Below are 16,320 nucleotides of genomic sequence, written 5' to 3'. Positions count from 1 at the left end.
CCCTGTGCAGGCAATGCTCCTAGCGGATCGGCGACCGCCCTGTGCGCTGCTGCGCCAGGGCGGTGGCAGATTACTGCGCCGGGATGTGGCCGAACAGTTCCTGGGCGAAGCGCACGCGCTCTTCGACGCTTTCCTTGATGCCATTGCTGGCCAGTTCCTCAAGGTGCGCCTCGACGGCGTGGGTGCGCAGGGTCAGGCCGCAATCGTTGGCGATCTGGATGTTCAGGCCGGGGCGGGCGTTGAGTTCCAGGATCAGCGGGCCCTTGTCCTGGTCCAGCACCATGTCCACGCCGATGTAGCCCAGGCCGCACAGTTCATAGCAGCCGGCGGCCAGCTTCATGAAGCCGTCCCAGTTGGGCAGTTGCACGCCGTCCACCGCATTGGTGGTGTCGGGGTGCTTGCTGATGATGTTGTTCAGCCAGGTACCGCGCAGGGTCAGGCCGGTCGCCAGGTCCACACCCACGCCGATGGCGCCCTGGTGCAGGTTGGCCTTGCCGCCGGACTGGCGCGTGGGCAGGCGCAGCATGGCCATGACCGGGTAGCCCATGAGCACGATGATGCGGATGTCCGGCACGCCTTCGTAGCTGATGCTCTTGAAGATCTGGTCCGGGGTTACCCGGTACTCGATCAGCGCGCGGTCGCGATGGCCACCCAGCGAATACAGCCCGGTGAGGATGCTCGACACCTGGTGCTCGATTTCCTCGTGAGTGATGATCTTGCCGGACACCGTGCGGTAGCGGTTCTCGAAGCGGTCGGCGATCACCAGGATACCGTCACCACCGGCGCCCTGCGCCGGCTTGATGACGAAATCGCTGCGCCCGCCGATGATCTCGTCGAGCTTGTCGATGTCCTTTTCGGTGGAGATCACCCCGTACATTTCCGGCACGTGGATGCCGGCCTTGATCGCCCGCTCCTTGGTGATGATCTTGTCGTCGACGATCGGGTACAGGTTGCGCTTGTTGTACTTGAGCACGTAGTCCGCGTTGCGCCGGTTGATACCCATGATGCCCCGGGCTTCCAGGGCCTTCCAGGTTTTCCATAGGCCGAACATCAGGCGTCAGCCTTCACGAAGGCCTTGAAGCGCACCAGCTCCGTCAGGCGGTAGCCGCGGTAGCGACCCATCGCCAGCATGAAGCCCACCAGAATCAGCAGCACCGCCGGGAAGGTGAACACGAAGTACACCAGTTCGGGCACGCTCATCAGCAGGTGCGCGACCGAGGCGGCGAACAGGGTGCCGATGGCGACTTTCATGGCATGGCCGCCGCCGCGCTCCTCCCAGGTGATCGACAGGCGCTCGATGGTCATGGTCAGAATCACCATCGGGAACAGTGCCACCGACAGCCCGCGCTCCAGGCCCAGCTTGTGGCTGAACAGGCTGATGGCCGCGATCAGCACCACCACGAAGGTCAGTACCACCGACAGGCGCGGCAGCATCTGCAGCTTCAGGTGTTCGAGGTAGGAGCGCAGGGTCAGGCCCAGCGCGGTGATCACCGTGAACAGGGCGATACCGAAGCCCAGCTGGGTCTCACGGAAGGCCAGGGCGATCAGCACCGGGGTGAAGGTACCCAGGGTCTGCAGGCCGATCAGGTTGCGCAGCACCAGGATCACCAGCACGCCGATCGGGATCATCACCATGATCATGAAGGTCTGCTGGGTCTGCAGCGGCAGGCCGTACAGCGAGTATTCGAGGAAGTCGGCGTCGGTGTTCTCGTCGGTCAGCTTGGCCAGGCGGATGGCGTTCATCTCGCTGTTGTTCAGGCTGAAGCTGACGTTGACCTTCTTGCCGCCATCGACGGTGATCAGCGGATCATCGCCGGTCCACCACAGCAGGCGGTCGGCCGGCAGGCCCTGCTCGCCGGTGTCCGGGTTGAAGTACAGCCAGTCGTTGCCGTTGAAGCTGCGCAGCCACAGTTCCGGGCTCTGCGGCTGGTCGGCCAGCAGGCGGATGGTGTGCACCTTCTCCACCGGTACGTGGGCGATCGACAGCAGCAGGTCGATGACCTTGGCCTTGTTCAGCGAAGAGGCATCGCCGGCCAGCAGCAGCTTGACGTTGTCGTCGTTGGGGTTGTTGACCCGCTTGATGGTCTCGCTGACGAAGGTCTCGACGTCGGCCGAGTGCTGGCGGATAGGTGCCATCAACGCTTCGGCGGCGATCTTCTCCGGCCCTTCGACCGGCTGGCTGTCACGGAAGGTCGGGCCCTTGATCTTGACCTTTTCGCTGCTGTAGCGCTTGGTCAGTACCAGGCGGTAGTAGAGGGTCTGGTTGCCCTTGGCGCGCCGCGCCGACCAGGTCACCTTGCGGTTGCCATCGACACGGTTGACGCTTACGCCGTAGTTGTTGGAGATGAAGCTCTCATTGAGGCTGACGTAGTCGTTGCTCAATGGCGGCACGAACATCTGGATCTTGATCGGGTCCTTGGGGCTGGCGACGAACTCGACCTTGGCATCGATGTTCCACAGGTCGTCGGTTTCGTCTTCGGTCACCGGGATGCCGAGCATGAAGATCTGGTACGCCGTGATCGACACACCCAGCAACACCAGGAGGGTGATCAGGACTTTCAGATGAAGGGTAAGAGAGCGCATCGAAATTACTCTGCGGTATGAGCGTCAGTGGCGCAGGCAGGTTTGCCGGCAGCGTATTTAAGGCTTGGGTCGACCAGCGCGTCGAAGTGCTTGAGCGCCTCGGAGCCGATCAGTAGCGGGTACTGGAAGGCACTGCGGTCGGTCAGGTTCACTTCGATGCTGCGCAGGGCCGTACCCATGCAGATATTCAGCGCGATCACCGGGCGGGAGGTATAGGCCTTGCCTTCGTCCGGGTTGTAGTCACCGGCGCGTCGCTTGATCTTGCTGACACGAGCCAGTGGTCGTTCTATCGGATGCGAATGGGCTGCGTCAATTGCCAGATAGAAGCGCACCCACGATTCGCCGTTGCGCTTGAAGCGCTTGATATCGCGCGCGCTCAGCGAGGCGGTCTTGGCCCCGGTGTCGAGCTTGGCCGCAACCTCGAGGTCGATATCGACAAGGCGGGCATATTCATTGAGGCCATAGACAGTCTTGTCTGCCGCCTGGCTCAGGGCAGGCAGCCCACAGAGGCTGAGTAACAGTAGAAAGGGTGTGAGTCTCATAAATCCTGACGCGATGCTGTGGGGTTTGCCCCCTCAGAGGCGGCGGCATTCTACCACGCTGGTGTGTCGATGCCAGCGGCTGGAGTCAGACAACACCGACAGACACGAAGTTCGTTCTTAGACGATTGTCGACAATATTGAATTTGTCTTTGACTGGTGTGGCTTAATTAGCTAGTTTTGGCCCTACAGATTCTCAAGGTGTCGACAATATGCTGGATGCAGCCCAAGCCTCCGCCCCCCTTCAGGAAGATTCGGAGACGCTTTCCGAAAACGTCTTCCGGCGCATCCAGGCCGCGATCGTCAAGGGCGAGATCGCCCCCGGCAGCAAGATCTCCGAGCCGGAGCTGGCGCGTACCTACGGCATCAGCCGCGGCCCGCTGCGCGAGGCCATCCACCGCCTGGAAGGCCAGCGCCTGCTGGTACGGGTGCCGCACGTAGGGGCGCGGGTGGTGTCGCTGAGCCATGCCGAGCTGATCGAGCTGTACGAGATTCGCGAGTCCCTCGAGGGCATGGCCTGCCGCCTGGCTGCTCAACGCATGAGCGTAGCCGAGATCGACGAGTTGCGCCGGGTGCTCGACACCCATGAGCGTGATGCCGCGTTCCAGGCCGGGGTGGGCTACTACCAGCAGGAGGGCGACTTCGACTTCCACTACCGCATCATCCAGGGCAGCGGCAACCGCACCCTGGTGCAGATGCTGTGCGGCGAGCTGTACCAGCTGGTGCGCATGTACCGCATCCAGTTCTCCGCCACGCCCAACCGCCCGCACCAGGCGTTCGCCGAACACCACCGGATTCTCGATGCCATCGCCGACCGTGACGGCGAGCTGGCCGAATTACTGATGCGCCGCCACATCGGCGCATCCAAGCGCAATATCGAGCGTCATTACAAAGACGCCACCGCCCCTAGCCCACGAGGTGAGTCATGAGTCAGAAAAGCAGTCCCGGCCAGCGTTTTCGCGATGCAGTCGCCGCCGAGCACCCGCTGCAGGTTGTCGGCGCCATCAATGCCAACCATGCGCTGCTGGCCAAGCGCGCCGGGTTCAAGGCCATCTACCTCTCCGGTGGCGGTGTGGCGGCAGGCTCGCTGGGCCTGCCCGACCTGGGCATCACCGGCCTGGATGACGTGCTGACCGACGTGCGCCGCATCACCGACGTGTGCGACCTGCCGCTGCTGGTGGACGTGGACACCGGGTTCGGTTCGTCGGCGTTCAACGTGGCGCGCACGGTCCGCTCGATGATCAAGTTCGGCGCCGCCGCCATTCATATCGAGGACCAGGTGGGCGCCAAGCGCTGCGGCCATCGTCCGAACAAGGAAATCGTCTCGCAACAGGAGATGGTCGACCGCATCAAGGCGGCCGTGGACGCGCGTACCGACGACAGCTTCGTGATCATGGCGCGTACCGACGCCCTGGCGGTCGAAGGCCTGGAGGCCGCGCTGGATCGCGCTGCGGCGTGCATCGAGGCCGGTGCCGACATGATCTTCCCCGAGGCCATCACCGAGCTGTCGATGTACAAGACCTTCGCCAACCGCGTGAAGGCGCCGATCCTGGCCAACATCACCGAATTCGGCGCCACGCCGCTGTACACCACCGAAGAGCTGGCCTCGGCCGACGTGTCGCTGGCGCTGTATCCGCTGTCGGCGTTCCGCGCCATGAACAAGGCGGCCGAGAATGTCTACACCGCGCTGCGCCGCGACGGCACGCAGAAAAACGTCATCGACACCATGCAGACTCGTATGGAGCTTTACGATGCCATCGACTACCACGTGTTCGAGCAGAAGCTCGACGCACTGTTCGCTCAGAAGAAGAGCTGAACCGCAGCACACCGCAATTAGCCGATTCCCATAACAAATTCAAAAGTGGAGAAAACCAATGGCCGAAGCAAAAGTACTCAGTGGTGCCGGCCTGCGTGGTCAGGTGGCCGGGCAAACCGCACTGTCGACCGTGGGCCAGGCCGGCGCCGGCCTGACCTACCGTGGCTATGACGTTCGCGACCTGGCCGAGCACGCGCTGTTCGAAGAGGTCGCCTACCTGCTGCTGTACGGCGAGCTGCCGACCCAGGCCGAGCTGAGCGAGTACCAGCACCAGCTCAAGGCGCTGCGCGACCTGCCCCAGGCGCTCAAGGAAGTGCTCGAGCGCATTCCGGTCACCGCCCACCCGATGGACGTGATGCGTACCGCCTCCTCGGTGCTCGGCACCCTGGAGCCGGAGCTCAACTTCGGCCTGCAGCACGAGAAGACCGACCGCCTGCTGGCGCTGTTCCCGGCGGCCATGTGCTACTGGTACCGCTTCAGCCACCATGGCGTGCGCATCGACTGCACCAGCGACGAAGACACTCTGGGCGGGCACTTCCTGCACCTGCTGCACGGCAAGAAGCCGAGCGAGCTGCACGTCAAGGTGATGAACGTTTCGCTGATCCTGTACGCCGAGCACGAATTCAACGCCTCGACCTTCACTGCCCGGGTGTGTGCCTCGACCCTGTCGGACCTGTACTCGTGCGTGACGGCGGCCATCGGCTCGCTGCGCGGGCCGCTGCACGGTGGTGCCAACGAGGCCGCGATGGAAATGATCGAGCGCTTCAAGACCCCGCAGGAAGCCGTTGCCGGCACCCTCGGCATGCTCGAGCGCAAGGACAAGATCATGGGCTTCGGGCATGCCATCTACAAGGAGTCCGACCCGCGCAACGAAGTGATCAAGGGCTGGGCGAAGAAGCTCGCCGACGAGGTGGGCGACACCGTGCTGTACCCGGTGTCCGAAGCCATCGACAAGACCATGTGGGAACAGAAGAAACTGTTCCCCAATGCCGACTTCTACCATGCCTCGGCCTACCACTTCATGGGTATCCCGACCAAGCTGTTCACCCCGATCTTCGTCTGCTCGCGCCTGACCGGCTGGGCGGCGCATGTGTTCGAACAGCGTGCCAACAACCGCATCATCCGCCCGAGCGCCGAATACACCGGCGTCGAACAGCGCAAGTTCGTGCCAATCGAACAACGCTGAGACTGGCGTGCAGTACCGATGAAGGCGCTGGCCTTGCCTTTGGAGAGGCCGGCGTTGCTGTTGTAGGAGCCGGCCTTGCCGGCGAAGGAAGCACCGCGGTGTCAGTTCTACCGTTTCGCCGGCAAGGCCGGCTCCTACAGGTTTCCCATCGTTGCTGCGCACCACCGACTTATCCGTGATTGAGTCCCGCGTCCATGAATACTGAATTTCGCAAGCACCTGCCGGGCACCACGCTCGACTACTTCGACGCCCGCGCCGCCATCGACGCCATCAGCCCCGGCGCCTACGACAAGCTGCCCTATACCTCCCGCGTACTGGCCGAAAACCTGGTGCGCCGCTGCGACCCGGCAACCCTCGATGCCTCGCTCAGCCAGTTGATCGAACGCAAGCGCGACCTCGACTTCCCCTGGTACCCGGCCCGCGTGGTGTGCCATGACATCCTTGGCCAGACCGCACTGGTTGACCTTGCCGGCCTGCGTGACGCCATCGCCGACAAGGGCGGCGACCCGGCCCAGGTCAACCCGGTGGTGCCGGTGCAACTGATCGTCGACCACTCGCTGGCCGTGGAGTGCGGCGGCTTCGACCCGCAGGCGTTCGAGAAGAACCGCGCCATCGAAGACCGTCGCAACGAAGACCGCTTTCACTTCATCAACTGGACCAAGAAGGCGTTCAAGAACGTCGATGTGATCCAGCCCGGCAACGGCATCATGCACCAGATCAACCTGGAGAAGATGTCGCCGGTGATCCACGCCGAGCAGGGCGTGGCCTATCCCGATACCTGCGTCGGTACCGACAGCCACACCCCCCACGTGGATGCCCTGGGCGTGATCGCCATCGGCGTCGGCGGCCTGGAGGCCGAGAACGTGATGCTGGGTCGTGCGTCCTGGATGCGCCTGCCGGAAATCGTCGGCGTGCAGCTCACCGGCAAGCCGCAACCAGGCATCACCGCCACCGACGTGGTGCTGGCGCTCACCGAGTTCCTGCGCAAGGCCAAGGTGGTCGGCGCCTACCTCGAGTTCTACGGCGAGGGCGCCCGTGCGCTGACCCTGGGCGATCGCGCGACCATCTCCAACATGGCCCCCGAATACGGCGCGACGGCGGCGATGTTCTCCATCGACCAGCAGACCATCGATTACCTCAAGCTCACCGGTCGTGAAGACGCCCAGGTCAAGCTGGTGGAAACCTACGCCAAGGTCGCCGGCCTGTGGTCCGACAGCCTGGTCAATGCCGAATACGAGCGTGGCCTGCAGTTCGACCTGTCGAGCGTGGTACGCAACATGGCCGGCCCGTCCAACCCGCATGCGCGGGTGGCCACCAGCGAGCTGGCTGCCAGGGGCATTGCCGGGCAATGGGAAGAGGTGCCGGGGCAGATGCCTGACGGCGCGGTGATCATCGCTGCCATCACCAGCTGCACCAACACCAGCAACCCGCGCAACGTGATCGCTGCCGGGCTGCTGGCGCGCAATGCCAACAGGCTGGGGCTGACGCGCAAGCCGTGGGTCAAGTCGTCGCTGGCGCCAGGCTCCAAGACCGTGGCCCTGTACCTCAAAGAGGCGGGCCTGGAGGATGAACTGGAGCAGCTGGGCTTCGGCATCGTGGCGTTTGCCTGCACCACCTGCAACGGCATGTCCGGCGCTCTGGACCCGGTGATCCAGCAGGAAATCATCGATCGCGACCTGTACGCCACCGCCGTGCTTTCGGGCAACCGCAACTTCGACGGGCGTATCCATCCGTATGCCAAGCAGGCCTTCCTGGCCTCGCCGCCGCTGGTGGTGGCCTACGCCATTGCCGGTACCATCCGTTTCGATATCGAGAAGGACGTGCTGGCCGTGGTGGGCGGCAAGGAAATCCGCCTCAAGGACATCTGGCCCAGCGACGAAGAGATCGATGCAGTGGTCAAGGCTGCGGTCAAGCCGGAGCAGTTCCGCCAGGTGTACATCCCGATGTTCGCCGTGCACGAAGACACCGGACCCAAGGTCGACCCGCTGTACGACTGGCGCGCCACGAGCACCTACATCCGTCGCCCGCCGTACTGGGAAGGCGCGCTGGCAGGCGAGCGCTCGCTCAAGGGCATGCGCCCGCTGGCGGTGCTGCCGGACAACATCACCACCGACCACCTGTCGCCGTCCAACGCGATCATGCTCGACAGCGCCGCAGGCGAGTACCTGGCGAAGATGGGCCTGCCCGAAGAGGACTTCAACTCCTACGCCACCCACCGTGGCGACCACCTGACCGCGCAGCGCGCAACCTTCGCCAACCCCAAGCTGTTCAACGAGATGGTGCAGGAGAACGGCAAGGTCAAGCAGGGTTCGCTGGCGCGTATCGAGCCGGAGGGCAAGGTGACGCGCATGTGGGAGGCCATCGAGACCTACATGCAGCGCAAGCAGCCGCTGATCATCGTGGCCGGTGCCGACTATGGCCAGGGCTCGTCACGCGACTGGGCGGCCAAGGGCGTGCGCCTGGCCGGTGTCGAGGCCATCGTGGCCGAGGGCTTCGAGCGTATCCACCGTACCAACCTGGTGGGCATGGGCGTGTTGCCTCTGGAGTTCAAGCCGGGCACCGACCGCAAGACCCTGGGTATCGATGGCAGCGAGACCTATGACGTGGTGGGGCAGCGGACACCGCGGGCCACCTTGACCCTGGTGATCACGCGGCGTGACGGCGAGCGCCTGGAGGTGCCGGTGACCTGCCGTCTGGACACGGCGGAAGAGGTGTCGATCTACGAGGCGGGCGGTGTACTGCAGCGCTTCGCCCAGGACTTCCTCGAGTCGTCGGTGGCTTGACGTACACCTGACCTGTAGGAGCCGGCCTTGCCGGCGAAGGGAGCGACGCAGGGTGCATTGATGTACCAGCCCCTTCGCCGGCAAGGCCGGCTCCTACACAGGATTGTGTTGTATTCCAGAGGACACATGTTTCCATGCCACACGTACCCCAGATCAGAATCCCCGCCACCTACATCCGTGGCGGCACCAGCAAAGGCGTGTTCTTCAACCTCGAAGACCTGCCCGAAGCCGCACAGCTCCCCGGCGCCGCGCGCGATGCGCTGCTGCTGCGGGTTATCGGCAGCCCCGACCCCTACGGCAAGCAGATCGACGGCATGGGCGGGGCCACCTCCAGCACCAGCAAGACGGTCATCCTGTCGCGCAGCATCAAGCCCGGGCACGACGTCGACTACCTGTTCGGCCAGGTCGCCATCGACAAGGCCTTCGTCGACTGGAGCGGCAACTGCGGCAACCTCTCGGCGGCAGTCGGCTCGTTCGCCATCAGCGCCGGCCTGGTCGACGCCAGTCGCATCCCGCGCAATGGTGTGGCTGTGGTGCGCATCTGGCAGGCCAACATCGGCAAAACCATCATCGCCCACGTACCGATCACCGAAAGCGAAGTGCAGGAAACCGGCGACTTCGAACTCGACGGCGTGACCTTTCCGGCCGCCGAGGTGCAGCTCGAATTCCTCGACCCGGCCGCCGACGAAGACGGCGCGGGCGGCTCGATGTTCCCCACCGGCAACCTGGTCGACGACCTGGTGGTGCCCGGTGTCGGCACCTTCAAGGCAACCCTGATCAACGCCGGCATCCCGACCATCTTCATCGACGCCCAGGCCCTGGGCTACACCGGCACCGAGCTGCAGGACGCAATCAACGGCGACCCCGAGGCCCTGGCGCGTTTCGAAACCATCCGTGCCCACGGCGCCGTGCACATGGGCCTGATCGAGCACGTCGAGCAGGCCGCGCAGCGCCAGCACACGCCCAAGGTGGCGTTCGTGGCACCGCCGGCCGACTACCAGTCCTCCAGCGGCAAGACCGTGGCAGCGAGCGATATCGACCTGCTGGTGCGTGCGTTGTCGATGGGCAAGCTGCACCACGCCATGATGGGTACGGCAGCGGTGGCCATCGGCACCGCGGCGGCCATCCCCGGCACCCTGGTCAACCTTGCTGCCGGTGGCGGCGAGCGCAGCGCCGTGCGCTTCGGTCACCCCTCGGGCACCTTGCGCGTGGGCGCCGAGGCGCGCCAGGTGAATGGCGACTGGACCGTTACCAAAGCAATCATGAGCCGCAGCGCTCGCGTGCTGATGGAGGGTTGGGTACGCGTACCTGGCGATACCTTCTAGAGGCAGCGGTGCTCGGCTCTCCTTTCACCCCATGTGAACAGAGAGACGACAATGAGTGCCAATGTTGACCTGAACGACCGCCCCGACTACGACCGGGTCCTGCAGGACATTGCCGACTATGTCCTGCACTTCAGGGCCGAGCCGGGGGAGGCGCTGGACACGGCGCGCAACTGCCTGATGGACACCCTGGGTTGCGGCCTGCTGGCGCTGCGCTTTCCCGAGTGCACCAAGCACCTGGGGCCGCTGGTGGAGGGTACCGTGGTGCCCCATGGCGCGCGGGTGCCCGGCACCGCGTACCGCCTCGACCCGGTCAAGGCGGCCTGGGACATCGGCTGCATCGTGCGCTGGCTGGACTACAACGATACCTGGCTGGCCGCAGAATGGGGTCATCCCTCCGACAACCTCGGCGGCATCCTCGCGGTGGCCGACCACCTCTCGCAAAAGCGCGTGGCCAACGGCGACGCGCCGCTGACCCTGCACACGGTGCTCGAGGCCATGATCATGGCCCACGAGATCCAGGGCGTGCTCGCGCTGGAAAACGCTTTCAACCGGGTGGGCCTGGACCACGTGCTGCTGGTCAAGGTCGCATCCACGGCGGTGTGCGCCCGGCTCATGGGCGCCAATCGCGAGCAGTTGCTGGCGGCCCTGTCCCAGGCCTTTGTCGATGGCCAGGCGCTGCGCACCTACCGCCATGCCCCCAATGCCGGCTCGCGCAAGTCGTGGGCGGCCGGTGATGCGTCGAGTCGCGGGGTGCGCCTGGCGGACATCGCCCTGCGCGGCGAGATGGGCATCCCCGGCGTGCTCACCGCGCCGCAGTGGGGCTTCTATGACGTGCTGTTCAGCCATACCAACAAGGACCTGGCGCTCAAGCCCGAGGGCAGGCGCGAGTTCAGCCTGTCGCAGCCGTTCGGCAGCTACGTGATGGAGAACATACTGTTCAAGATCAGCTTCCCGGCCGAGTTCCATGCGCAGACCGCCTGCGAGGCGGCGGTGACCCTGCATCCACAGGTGCGCAATCGCCTGCATGAAATCGAGCGCATCGTGATCACCACCCATGAGTCGGCGATTCGCATCATTTCCAAGGTCGGCACGCTGGCCAACGCGGCGGACCGGGACCACTGCCTGCAGTACATGACGGCGGTGCCGCTGATCTTCGGCAACCTGGTGGCCGAGCATTACGAAGATGATTTTCATGCGGCGCACCCGACCATCGACCGCTTGCGCGAGAAGATGGTGATCGTCGAAGACCCGCGTTTCAGTCGCGAGTACCTGGAGGCCGACAAGCGCTCGATCGCCAACGCGGTGCAGGTGTTCTTCACCGACGGCTCGAGCACCGAACAGGTGGTGGTGGAGTACCCCATCGGGCACCGGCGCCGGCGCGCCCAGGGCATCCCGCTGCTGGAGGACAAGTTCAAGGCCAACCTGGCGACGCGGTTTACTGCGCAGCGTTCGGCCGAGATCCTTGCGTTGTGCAAGGATCAGGCGAAGCTTGAGGCGACGGCGGTGCATCGGTTCATGGATCTGTTCGTGATCTGAGGGGCGAAGCTTTTCAGAAGACAACAAAAAGCCCCGCCAATTGGCGGGGCTTCTTTTCACGCTAAGTCAGCTTACGCTTGAACGACCGGGATATTGGCGTTCGCAGCGGCTTCACGGAACTCGGCGATCTGGTCGAAGCTCAGGTAGCGGTAGATGTCGGCAGCCATGCTGTCGATATTCGCCGCGTACTCCATGTACTCCTCGACGGTTGGCAGCTTGCCCAGGATCGAGGCAACGGCAGCCAGTTCGGCGGAGGCCAGGAACACGTTGGCACCATCGCCCAGACGGTTAGGGAAGTTACGGGTCGACGTCGATACAACGGTCGAGTTCGGCTCTACACGTGCCTGGTTACCCATGCACAGCGAGCAGCCCGGCATTTCCATGCGCGCGCCAGCCTTGCCGTAGATGCCGTAGTAGCCTTCCTCGGTCAGCTGGTGAGCGTCCATCTTGGTCGGCGGCGACAGCCACAGACGGGTTGGCAGCTGACCCTTGACCTTGTCCAGCAGCTTGCCGGCAGCGCGGAAGTGACCGATGTTGGTCATGCACGAACCGATGAACACTTCGTCGATCTTCTGGCCCTGGACGCTGGACAGCAGGCGAGCGTCGTCCGGGTCGTTAGGAGCGCAGAGAACCGGCTCCTTGATATCGGCCAGGTCGATCTCGATGACTTCGGCGTACTCGGCATCGGCGTCGGCCGACAGCAGCTCGGGCTTGGCCAGCCAGGCTTCCATCGCCTGTGCACGGCGCTCCATGGTGCGCGCATCGCCGTAGCCTTCGCTGATCATCCAGCGCAGCAGGGTGATGTTCGACTTCAGGTACTCGGCAATGGCTTTTTCAGGCAGCTTGATGGTGCAACCGGCAGCCGAACGTTCGGCCGAGGCGTCGGACAGTTCGAATGCCTGTTCCACGGTCAGGTCGTCCAGGCCTTCGATTTCCAGGATGCGGCCGGAGAAGGCGTTGATCTTGCCTTTCTTCTCGACGGTCAGCAGGCCTTTCTGGATGCCGTAGTAAGGGATGGCGTGAACCAGGTCACGCAGGGTGATGCCTGGGTTCAGCTTGCCCTTGAAGCGCACCAGTACCGACTCCGGCATGTCCAGTGGCATCACGCCAGTGGCAGCGGCGAAGGCGACCAGGCCGGAACCGGCCGGGAACGAGATGCCGATCGGGAAGCGGGTGTGCGAGTCACCACCGGTACCGACGGTGTCCGGCAGCAGCATGCGGTTCAGCCAGCTGTGGATGATGCCGTCGCCTGGACGCAGGGACACGCCGCCACGGGTGCGGATGAAATCCGGCAGGGTGTGGTGGGTGGTCACGTCGATCGGCTTCGGATAGGCCGCGGTGTGGCAGAACGACTGCATGACCAGGTCGGCCGAGAAGCCCAGGCACGCCAGGTCTTTCAGTTCGTCACGGGTCATCGGACCGGTGGTGTCCTGGGAGCCGACGGTGGTCATCTTCGGTTCGCAGTAGGTGCCAGGACGAACGCCCTTGCCCACTGGCAGGCCGCAGGCCTTGCCGACCATCTTCTGGGCCAGGGTGTAGCCCTTGCCGGTGTCGACAGGTGCTTCAGGCAGCTTGAACAGGTCGGTCGGGCCCAGGCCCAGCTCGGCGCGCGCCTTCTCGGTCAGGCCACGGCCGACGATCAGCGGGATACGACCACCGGCGCGGACTTCGTCCAGCAGCACGGGGGTTTTCATCTCGAAGGTGGTGATGACTTCGTCGGTACCGTGCTTGCACACCTTGCCGGCGTGCGGGTACAGGTCGATCACGTCGCCCATGTGGATGTTCGACACGTCGAATTCGATCGGCAGGGCGCCGGCGTCTTCCATGGTGTTGTAGAAGATCGGGGCGATCTTGGAGCCGAAGCAGAAACCGCCAGCGCGCTTGTTCGGCACGTAAGGGATGTCGTCGCCGAAGAACCACAGCACCGAGTTGGTCGCCGATTTACGCGAGGAACCGGTACCGACCACGTCACCGACGTAGGCGATCGGGAAGCCTTCGTTGCGCATCTGCTCGATCTGCTTCATCGGGCCGATGGCGCCTTGCACGTCCGGCACGATGCCGTCGCGGGCCATTTTCAGCATGGCCAGGGCGTGCAGCGGGATGTCAGGGCGCGACCAGGCGTCCGGGGCAGGGGACAGGTCGTCGGTGTTGGTTTCGCCGGTGACCTTGAAGACGCGCAGGCTGATCTTGTCGGCCAGGGTCGGACGCTTCTTGAACCACTCGCCGTCAGCCCAGGACTGCAGTACCGCCTTGGCGTGAACGTTGCCGTTCTTGGCTTTTTCGGCCACGTCGTGGAAGGCGTCGAACATCAGCAGGGTGTGCTTGAGCTGTTCGGCGGCAACGGCGGCCAGTTCGGCGTCGTCCAGCAGCTCGACCAGGGTGGCGATGTTGTAGCCGCCCTGCATGGTGCCCAGCAGTTCAACGGCGCGCTGCTTGCTGATCAGCGGGGAGGTGGCTTCGCCCTTGGCGACCGCCGACAGGAAACCGGCCTTGACGTAGGCGGCTTCGTCCACTCCTGGTGGTACGCGGTTGGTGATCAGGTCGACGAGGACGGCTTCTTCGCCAGCGGGGGGATTCTTCAGCAGCTCGACCAGGCCTGCGGTTTGTTCGGCGTTAAGCGGCTGGGGCACGATACCCTGGGCGGCACGCTCTTCGATGTGTTTGCGGTAGGCTTCAAGCACAGTTATTACCCTCATCAGTGGTCCCAAATGGGTGTCCGGGACGCTCATCCAGAATGGCCGGCACCCATGCGCAATACGGCTTTTTGAGCCGCGTAGCCAGGGTTGCAGGACATCCTTACAGAAGCTGCTTTCAAAGTTTTACGCCTGTAGAACGGAGGCTGATGAGGGCTGGCGCGGTGCATTCGATGTTCGAATACCCCGAGCCAACGCCGTTCTACCGGATCAACTGTGCTCGTGACGCTTTGAAAACAGCTTCTAACGGACATTGCTGCCTTAAAAAGGCCGGGTGATTCTACGGTAAAAACGCGCCAAAGGTAAGGCGATTGCAACGACTTTACGGCGTGACCCCCGTTAGACAAAGGGCTAACATGGCCGTCTGTTCCATCGCCATGCCGTTGAATCTTTCATGTCCAATCAGTCAATAAAAACGCCTTGTGTCGGCCTGTGTTCCACGGTTTACGGGGACCTGGTGTGTCGCGGGTGCAAGCGTTTTCACCATGAGGTGATCCACTGGAACGGCTACAACGACGATGAAAAGCGTGCGGTGTGGCTGCGCCTGGAACACCTGCTGGTGCAGGTGATGGCGGCCAAGCTGGAGGTGTTCGACGCCGACAAGCTGCGCGGCCAGCTGGAGCTGCGCAAGATTCGATTCGTGCCGCATCAGTCCGAGTATTGCTGGGCTTATCAGCTGATTGCGCGGGGCGCGCGGGTGATCCGCGAGCTGGAAGCGTACGGGATGGTGCTGCTGCCGGAGTTTCGCGACTGGGAGCTGCCCGAGCTGCGCGATGCCATCGATCGGGAATTCTTTCTGTTGTCCGAGGCGCACTATCAGCGCTACATCGCGCCGGGCTTTCTCAAGGATGCGCTGGGTTAAGCGGTGTTCCCATCGCGGGTCAAGCCCGCTCCCACTGGATCACCGCTTACGCTGTGGGAGCGGGCGTGACCCGCGATGGGGTCTTCAGCCTCTGGCCAGCTCGTCCAGGTGCTTCACCTGGTCCTCGGTCTTGAGCACCAGCACATCGCATTCCAGCGAATCGAGCACCACCTCGGCGGTGTTGCCGATCAGTGCACCGGTAATCCCGCTACGCCCCACCGTACCCATCACCGTCACCACGGCTTCGTACTTTTTAGCCGTGTGCGGAATCAGCACGTCCGCCGGGCCTTCGGCCACATGCAGGCGATCGTCGGCGATATCGAATTCGGCCTGGAACGCAGCGCATTCGTCGCGGTACTTCTTCTCGATGGTGTCCTTGAGCTGGTACACCGGGTCCGCCGCCGAGAGCATGGGCGAGGGGTGGGCGCTGATCACGTGCAGGTTGCCCTTGGCCACGCTGGCAATGGCATAGCCGTGGTCGATGATGCTGGCGTGCAGCTTGCGATGCTCCTGATCGTTGTTGCCCACGTCCACCGCCGCCAGAATCACGCCACCGGTCCAGGGGCGCTCGGTCTTGACCATCAGCACCGCGCACGGGCACTGGCGCAGCAGTTTCCAGTCCGAAGGCGTCAGCAGGAACTTCTTCAGCGCGTTTTCCGGTCGGTGTTCCTTGATCACCAGCTCACAGCCTTCGGCTTTCTGCACGTCGATGATCGACTCGTGCAGGGTGTCGTGCCAGGCCTGCTCATAGGTGACATTGTCGTAGCCATCGTCGTGCAACTGGCTGGCGAGCAGGCTGAGCAGGGCACTGTGGTCCTGCTTCTTGTCGCACATCAGCAGGTGCAGGCGTGCCTTGGTGACGCCGGCGATCAGCTTGGCGCGGGTCAGGGCCTTGCTGTGGGCGTGGTCGGGGTCGAGCACCACCAGGATGCTGCGAACTTCTAAAAGCATGAGGGAGAACTCCTTCGACAATGGCATGCGATGCCTGACTATAGTC

General features: G+C 63.8%; 12 protein-coding genes. 7 read left to right on the top strand and 5 right to left on the bottom strand.

Annotation, left to right across the window (positions count from 1 at the left end; translation table 11 throughout):
• Window positions 1-70: 70 nt before the first annotated feature.
• Genes V9K84_RS12380 through V9K84_RS12370 form a run of 3 tightly spaced genes read right to left on the bottom strand, consistent with a single transcriptional unit; the run spans window position 71 to window position 3,125 of the window.
• The gene (locus V9K84_RS12380) at window positions 71-1,051 is read right to left on the bottom strand and encodes an alpha-L-glutamate ligase-like protein (protein ID WP_043863079.1); all 981 of its coding nucleotides are present in this window, start codon (window positions 1,049-1,051) and stop codon (window positions 71-73) included.
• Window positions 1,051-2,583, bottom strand: a complete 1,533-nt coding sequence (locus tag V9K84_RS12375; protein WP_043863078.1) for an inactive transglutaminase family protein — start codon at window positions 2,581-2,583, stop codon at window positions 1,051-1,053. Before V9K84_RS12375 ends, V9K84_RS12380 begins: the two co-directional genes overlap by 1 nt.
• A 5-nt stretch (window positions 2,584-2,588) precedes the next feature.
• On the bottom strand, window positions 2,589-3,125 hold the full coding sequence (locus V9K84_RS12370) for an ATP-dependent zinc protease (protein WP_043863077.1): 537 nt from the start codon (window positions 3,123-3,125) through the stop codon (window positions 2,589-2,591).
• A 209-nt stretch (window positions 3,126-3,334) separates the two neighbouring features.
• On the opposite strand from V9K84_RS12370, the gene V9K84_RS12365 reads away from it, so the two are divergent.
• From V9K84_RS12365 to prpD, 6 genes are all read left to right on the top strand, one after another.
• Window positions 3,335-4,051, top strand: a complete 717-nt coding sequence (locus V9K84_RS12365; protein ID WP_043863076.1) for a GntR family transcriptional regulator — start codon at window positions 3,335-3,337, stop codon at window positions 4,049-4,051.
• Window positions 4,048-4,938: a methylisocitrate lyase gene (prpB, locus tag V9K84_RS12360; protein WP_043863075.1), complete on the top strand. Its 891-nt coding sequence runs from the start codon at window positions 4,048-4,050 to the stop codon at window positions 4,936-4,938. The genes V9K84_RS12365 and prpB overlap by 4 nt, the downstream gene beginning before the upstream one ends.
• 58 nt (window positions 4,939-4,996) lie before the next feature.
• Window positions 4,997-6,124, top strand: a complete 1,128-nt coding sequence (gene prpC / locus V9K84_RS12355) for a 2-methylcitrate synthase (protein WP_043863074.1) — start codon at window positions 4,997-4,999, stop codon at window positions 6,122-6,124.
• A 194-nt stretch (window positions 6,125-6,318) separates the two neighbouring features.
• Window positions 6,319-8,907: a Fe/S-dependent 2-methylisocitrate dehydratase AcnD gene (acnD, locus tag V9K84_RS12350; protein ID WP_088515677.1), complete on the top strand. Its 2,589-nt coding sequence runs from the start codon at window positions 6,319-6,321 to the stop codon at window positions 8,905-8,907.
• A gap of 134 nt (window positions 8,908-9,041) precedes the next feature.
• Entirely contained in the window at window positions 9,042-10,232 is a 1,191-nt protein-coding gene (gene prpF, locus V9K84_RS12345) for a 2-methylaconitate cis-trans isomerase PrpF (RefSeq protein ID WP_088515678.1), read from the top strand.
• 51 nt (window positions 10,233-10,283) lie between these two features.
• The gene (gene prpD, locus V9K84_RS12340; protein ID WP_088515679.1) at window positions 10,284-11,768 is read left to right on the top strand and encodes a 2-methylcitrate dehydratase; all 1,485 of its coding nucleotides are present in this window, start codon (window positions 10,284-10,286) and stop codon (window positions 11,766-11,768) included.
• A gap of 71 nt (window positions 11,769-11,839) precedes the next feature.
• Here the strand turns inward: prpD and acnB are convergent, their stop codons facing one another.
• Window positions 11,840-14,449 carry a bifunctional aconitate hydratase 2/2-methylisocitrate dehydratase gene (gene acnB, locus V9K84_RS12335; RefSeq protein WP_054915695.1) on the bottom strand — a complete coding sequence of 870 codons (2,610 nt, stop codon included), beginning with the start codon at window positions 14,447-14,449 and terminating at the stop codon, window positions 11,840-11,842.
• Window positions 14,450-14,855: 406 nt separating this feature from the next.
• On the opposite strand from acnB, the gene V9K84_RS12330 reads away from it, so the two are divergent.
• Window positions 14,856-15,323 (top strand): DUF1289 domain-containing protein, encoded by a 468-nt coding sequence (locus V9K84_RS12330; protein ID WP_043863069.1) that lies wholly within the window; start codon window positions 14,856-14,858, stop codon window positions 15,321-15,323.
• A gap of 84 nt (window positions 15,324-15,407) precedes the next feature.
• On the opposite strand, the gene V9K84_RS12325 is transcribed toward V9K84_RS12330, so the two are convergent.
• On the bottom strand, window positions 15,408-16,274 hold the full coding sequence (locus tag V9K84_RS12325; protein WP_088515680.1) for a universal stress protein: 867 nt from the start codon (window positions 16,272-16,274) through the stop codon (window positions 15,408-15,410).
• Window positions 16,275-16,320: the final 46 nt, after the last annotated feature.

The sequence above is a fragment of the Pseudomonas sp. AE27 genome (assembly GCF_037113495.1).
Taxonomy (GTDB): Bacteria; Pseudomonadota; Gammaproteobacteria; order Pseudomonadales; family Pseudomonadaceae; genus Aquipseudomonas; species Aquipseudomonas palmensis.
The sequence above is the reverse complement of the archived record's forward strand: the minus strand, read 5'-3'. Positions and strand labels throughout refer to the sequence as shown.

Excerpts from the sequence above, each read along its gene's own strand:
- acnD (WP_088515677.1), top strand. The coding sequence starts at position 6,319 with ATGAATACTGAATTTCGCAAGCACCTGCCGGGCACCACGCTCGACTAC.
- prpD (WP_088515679.1), top strand. The coding sequence starts at position 10,284 with ATGAGTGCCAATGTTGACCTGAACGACCGCCCCGACTACGACCGGGTC.
- prpF (WP_088515678.1), top strand. The coding sequence starts at position 9,042 with ATGCCACACGTACCCCAGATCAGAATCCCCGCCACCTACATCCGTGGC.
- V9K84_RS12380 (WP_043863079.1), bottom strand. The coding sequence starts at position 1,051 with ATGTTCGGCCTATGGAAAACCTGGAAGGCCCTGGAAGCCCGGGGCATC.
- prpC (WP_043863074.1), top strand. The coding sequence starts at position 4,997 with ATGGCCGAAGCAAAAGTACTCAGTGGTGCCGGCCTGCGTGGTCAGGTG.
- V9K84_RS12330 (WP_043863069.1), top strand. The coding sequence starts at position 14,856 with ATGTCCAATCAGTCAATAAAAACGCCTTGTGTCGGCCTGTGTTCCACG.
- V9K84_RS12365 (WP_043863076.1), top strand. The coding sequence starts at position 3,335 with ATGCTGGATGCAGCCCAAGCCTCCGCCCCCCTTCAGGAAGATTCGGAG.
- V9K84_RS12370 (WP_043863077.1), bottom strand. The coding sequence starts at position 3,125 with ATGAGACTCACACCCTTTCTACTGTTACTCAGCCTCTGTGGGCTGCCT.
- prpB (WP_043863075.1), top strand. The coding sequence starts at position 4,048 with ATGAGTCAGAAAAGCAGTCCCGGCCAGCGTTTTCGCGATGCAGTCGCC.
- V9K84_RS12325 (WP_088515680.1), bottom strand. The coding sequence starts at position 16,274 with ATGCTTTTAGAAGTTCGCAGCATCCTGGTGGTGCTCGACCCCGACCAC.
- V9K84_RS12375 (WP_043863078.1), bottom strand. The coding sequence starts at position 2,583 with ATGCGCTCTCTTACCCTTCATCTGAAAGTCCTGATCACCCTCCTGGTG.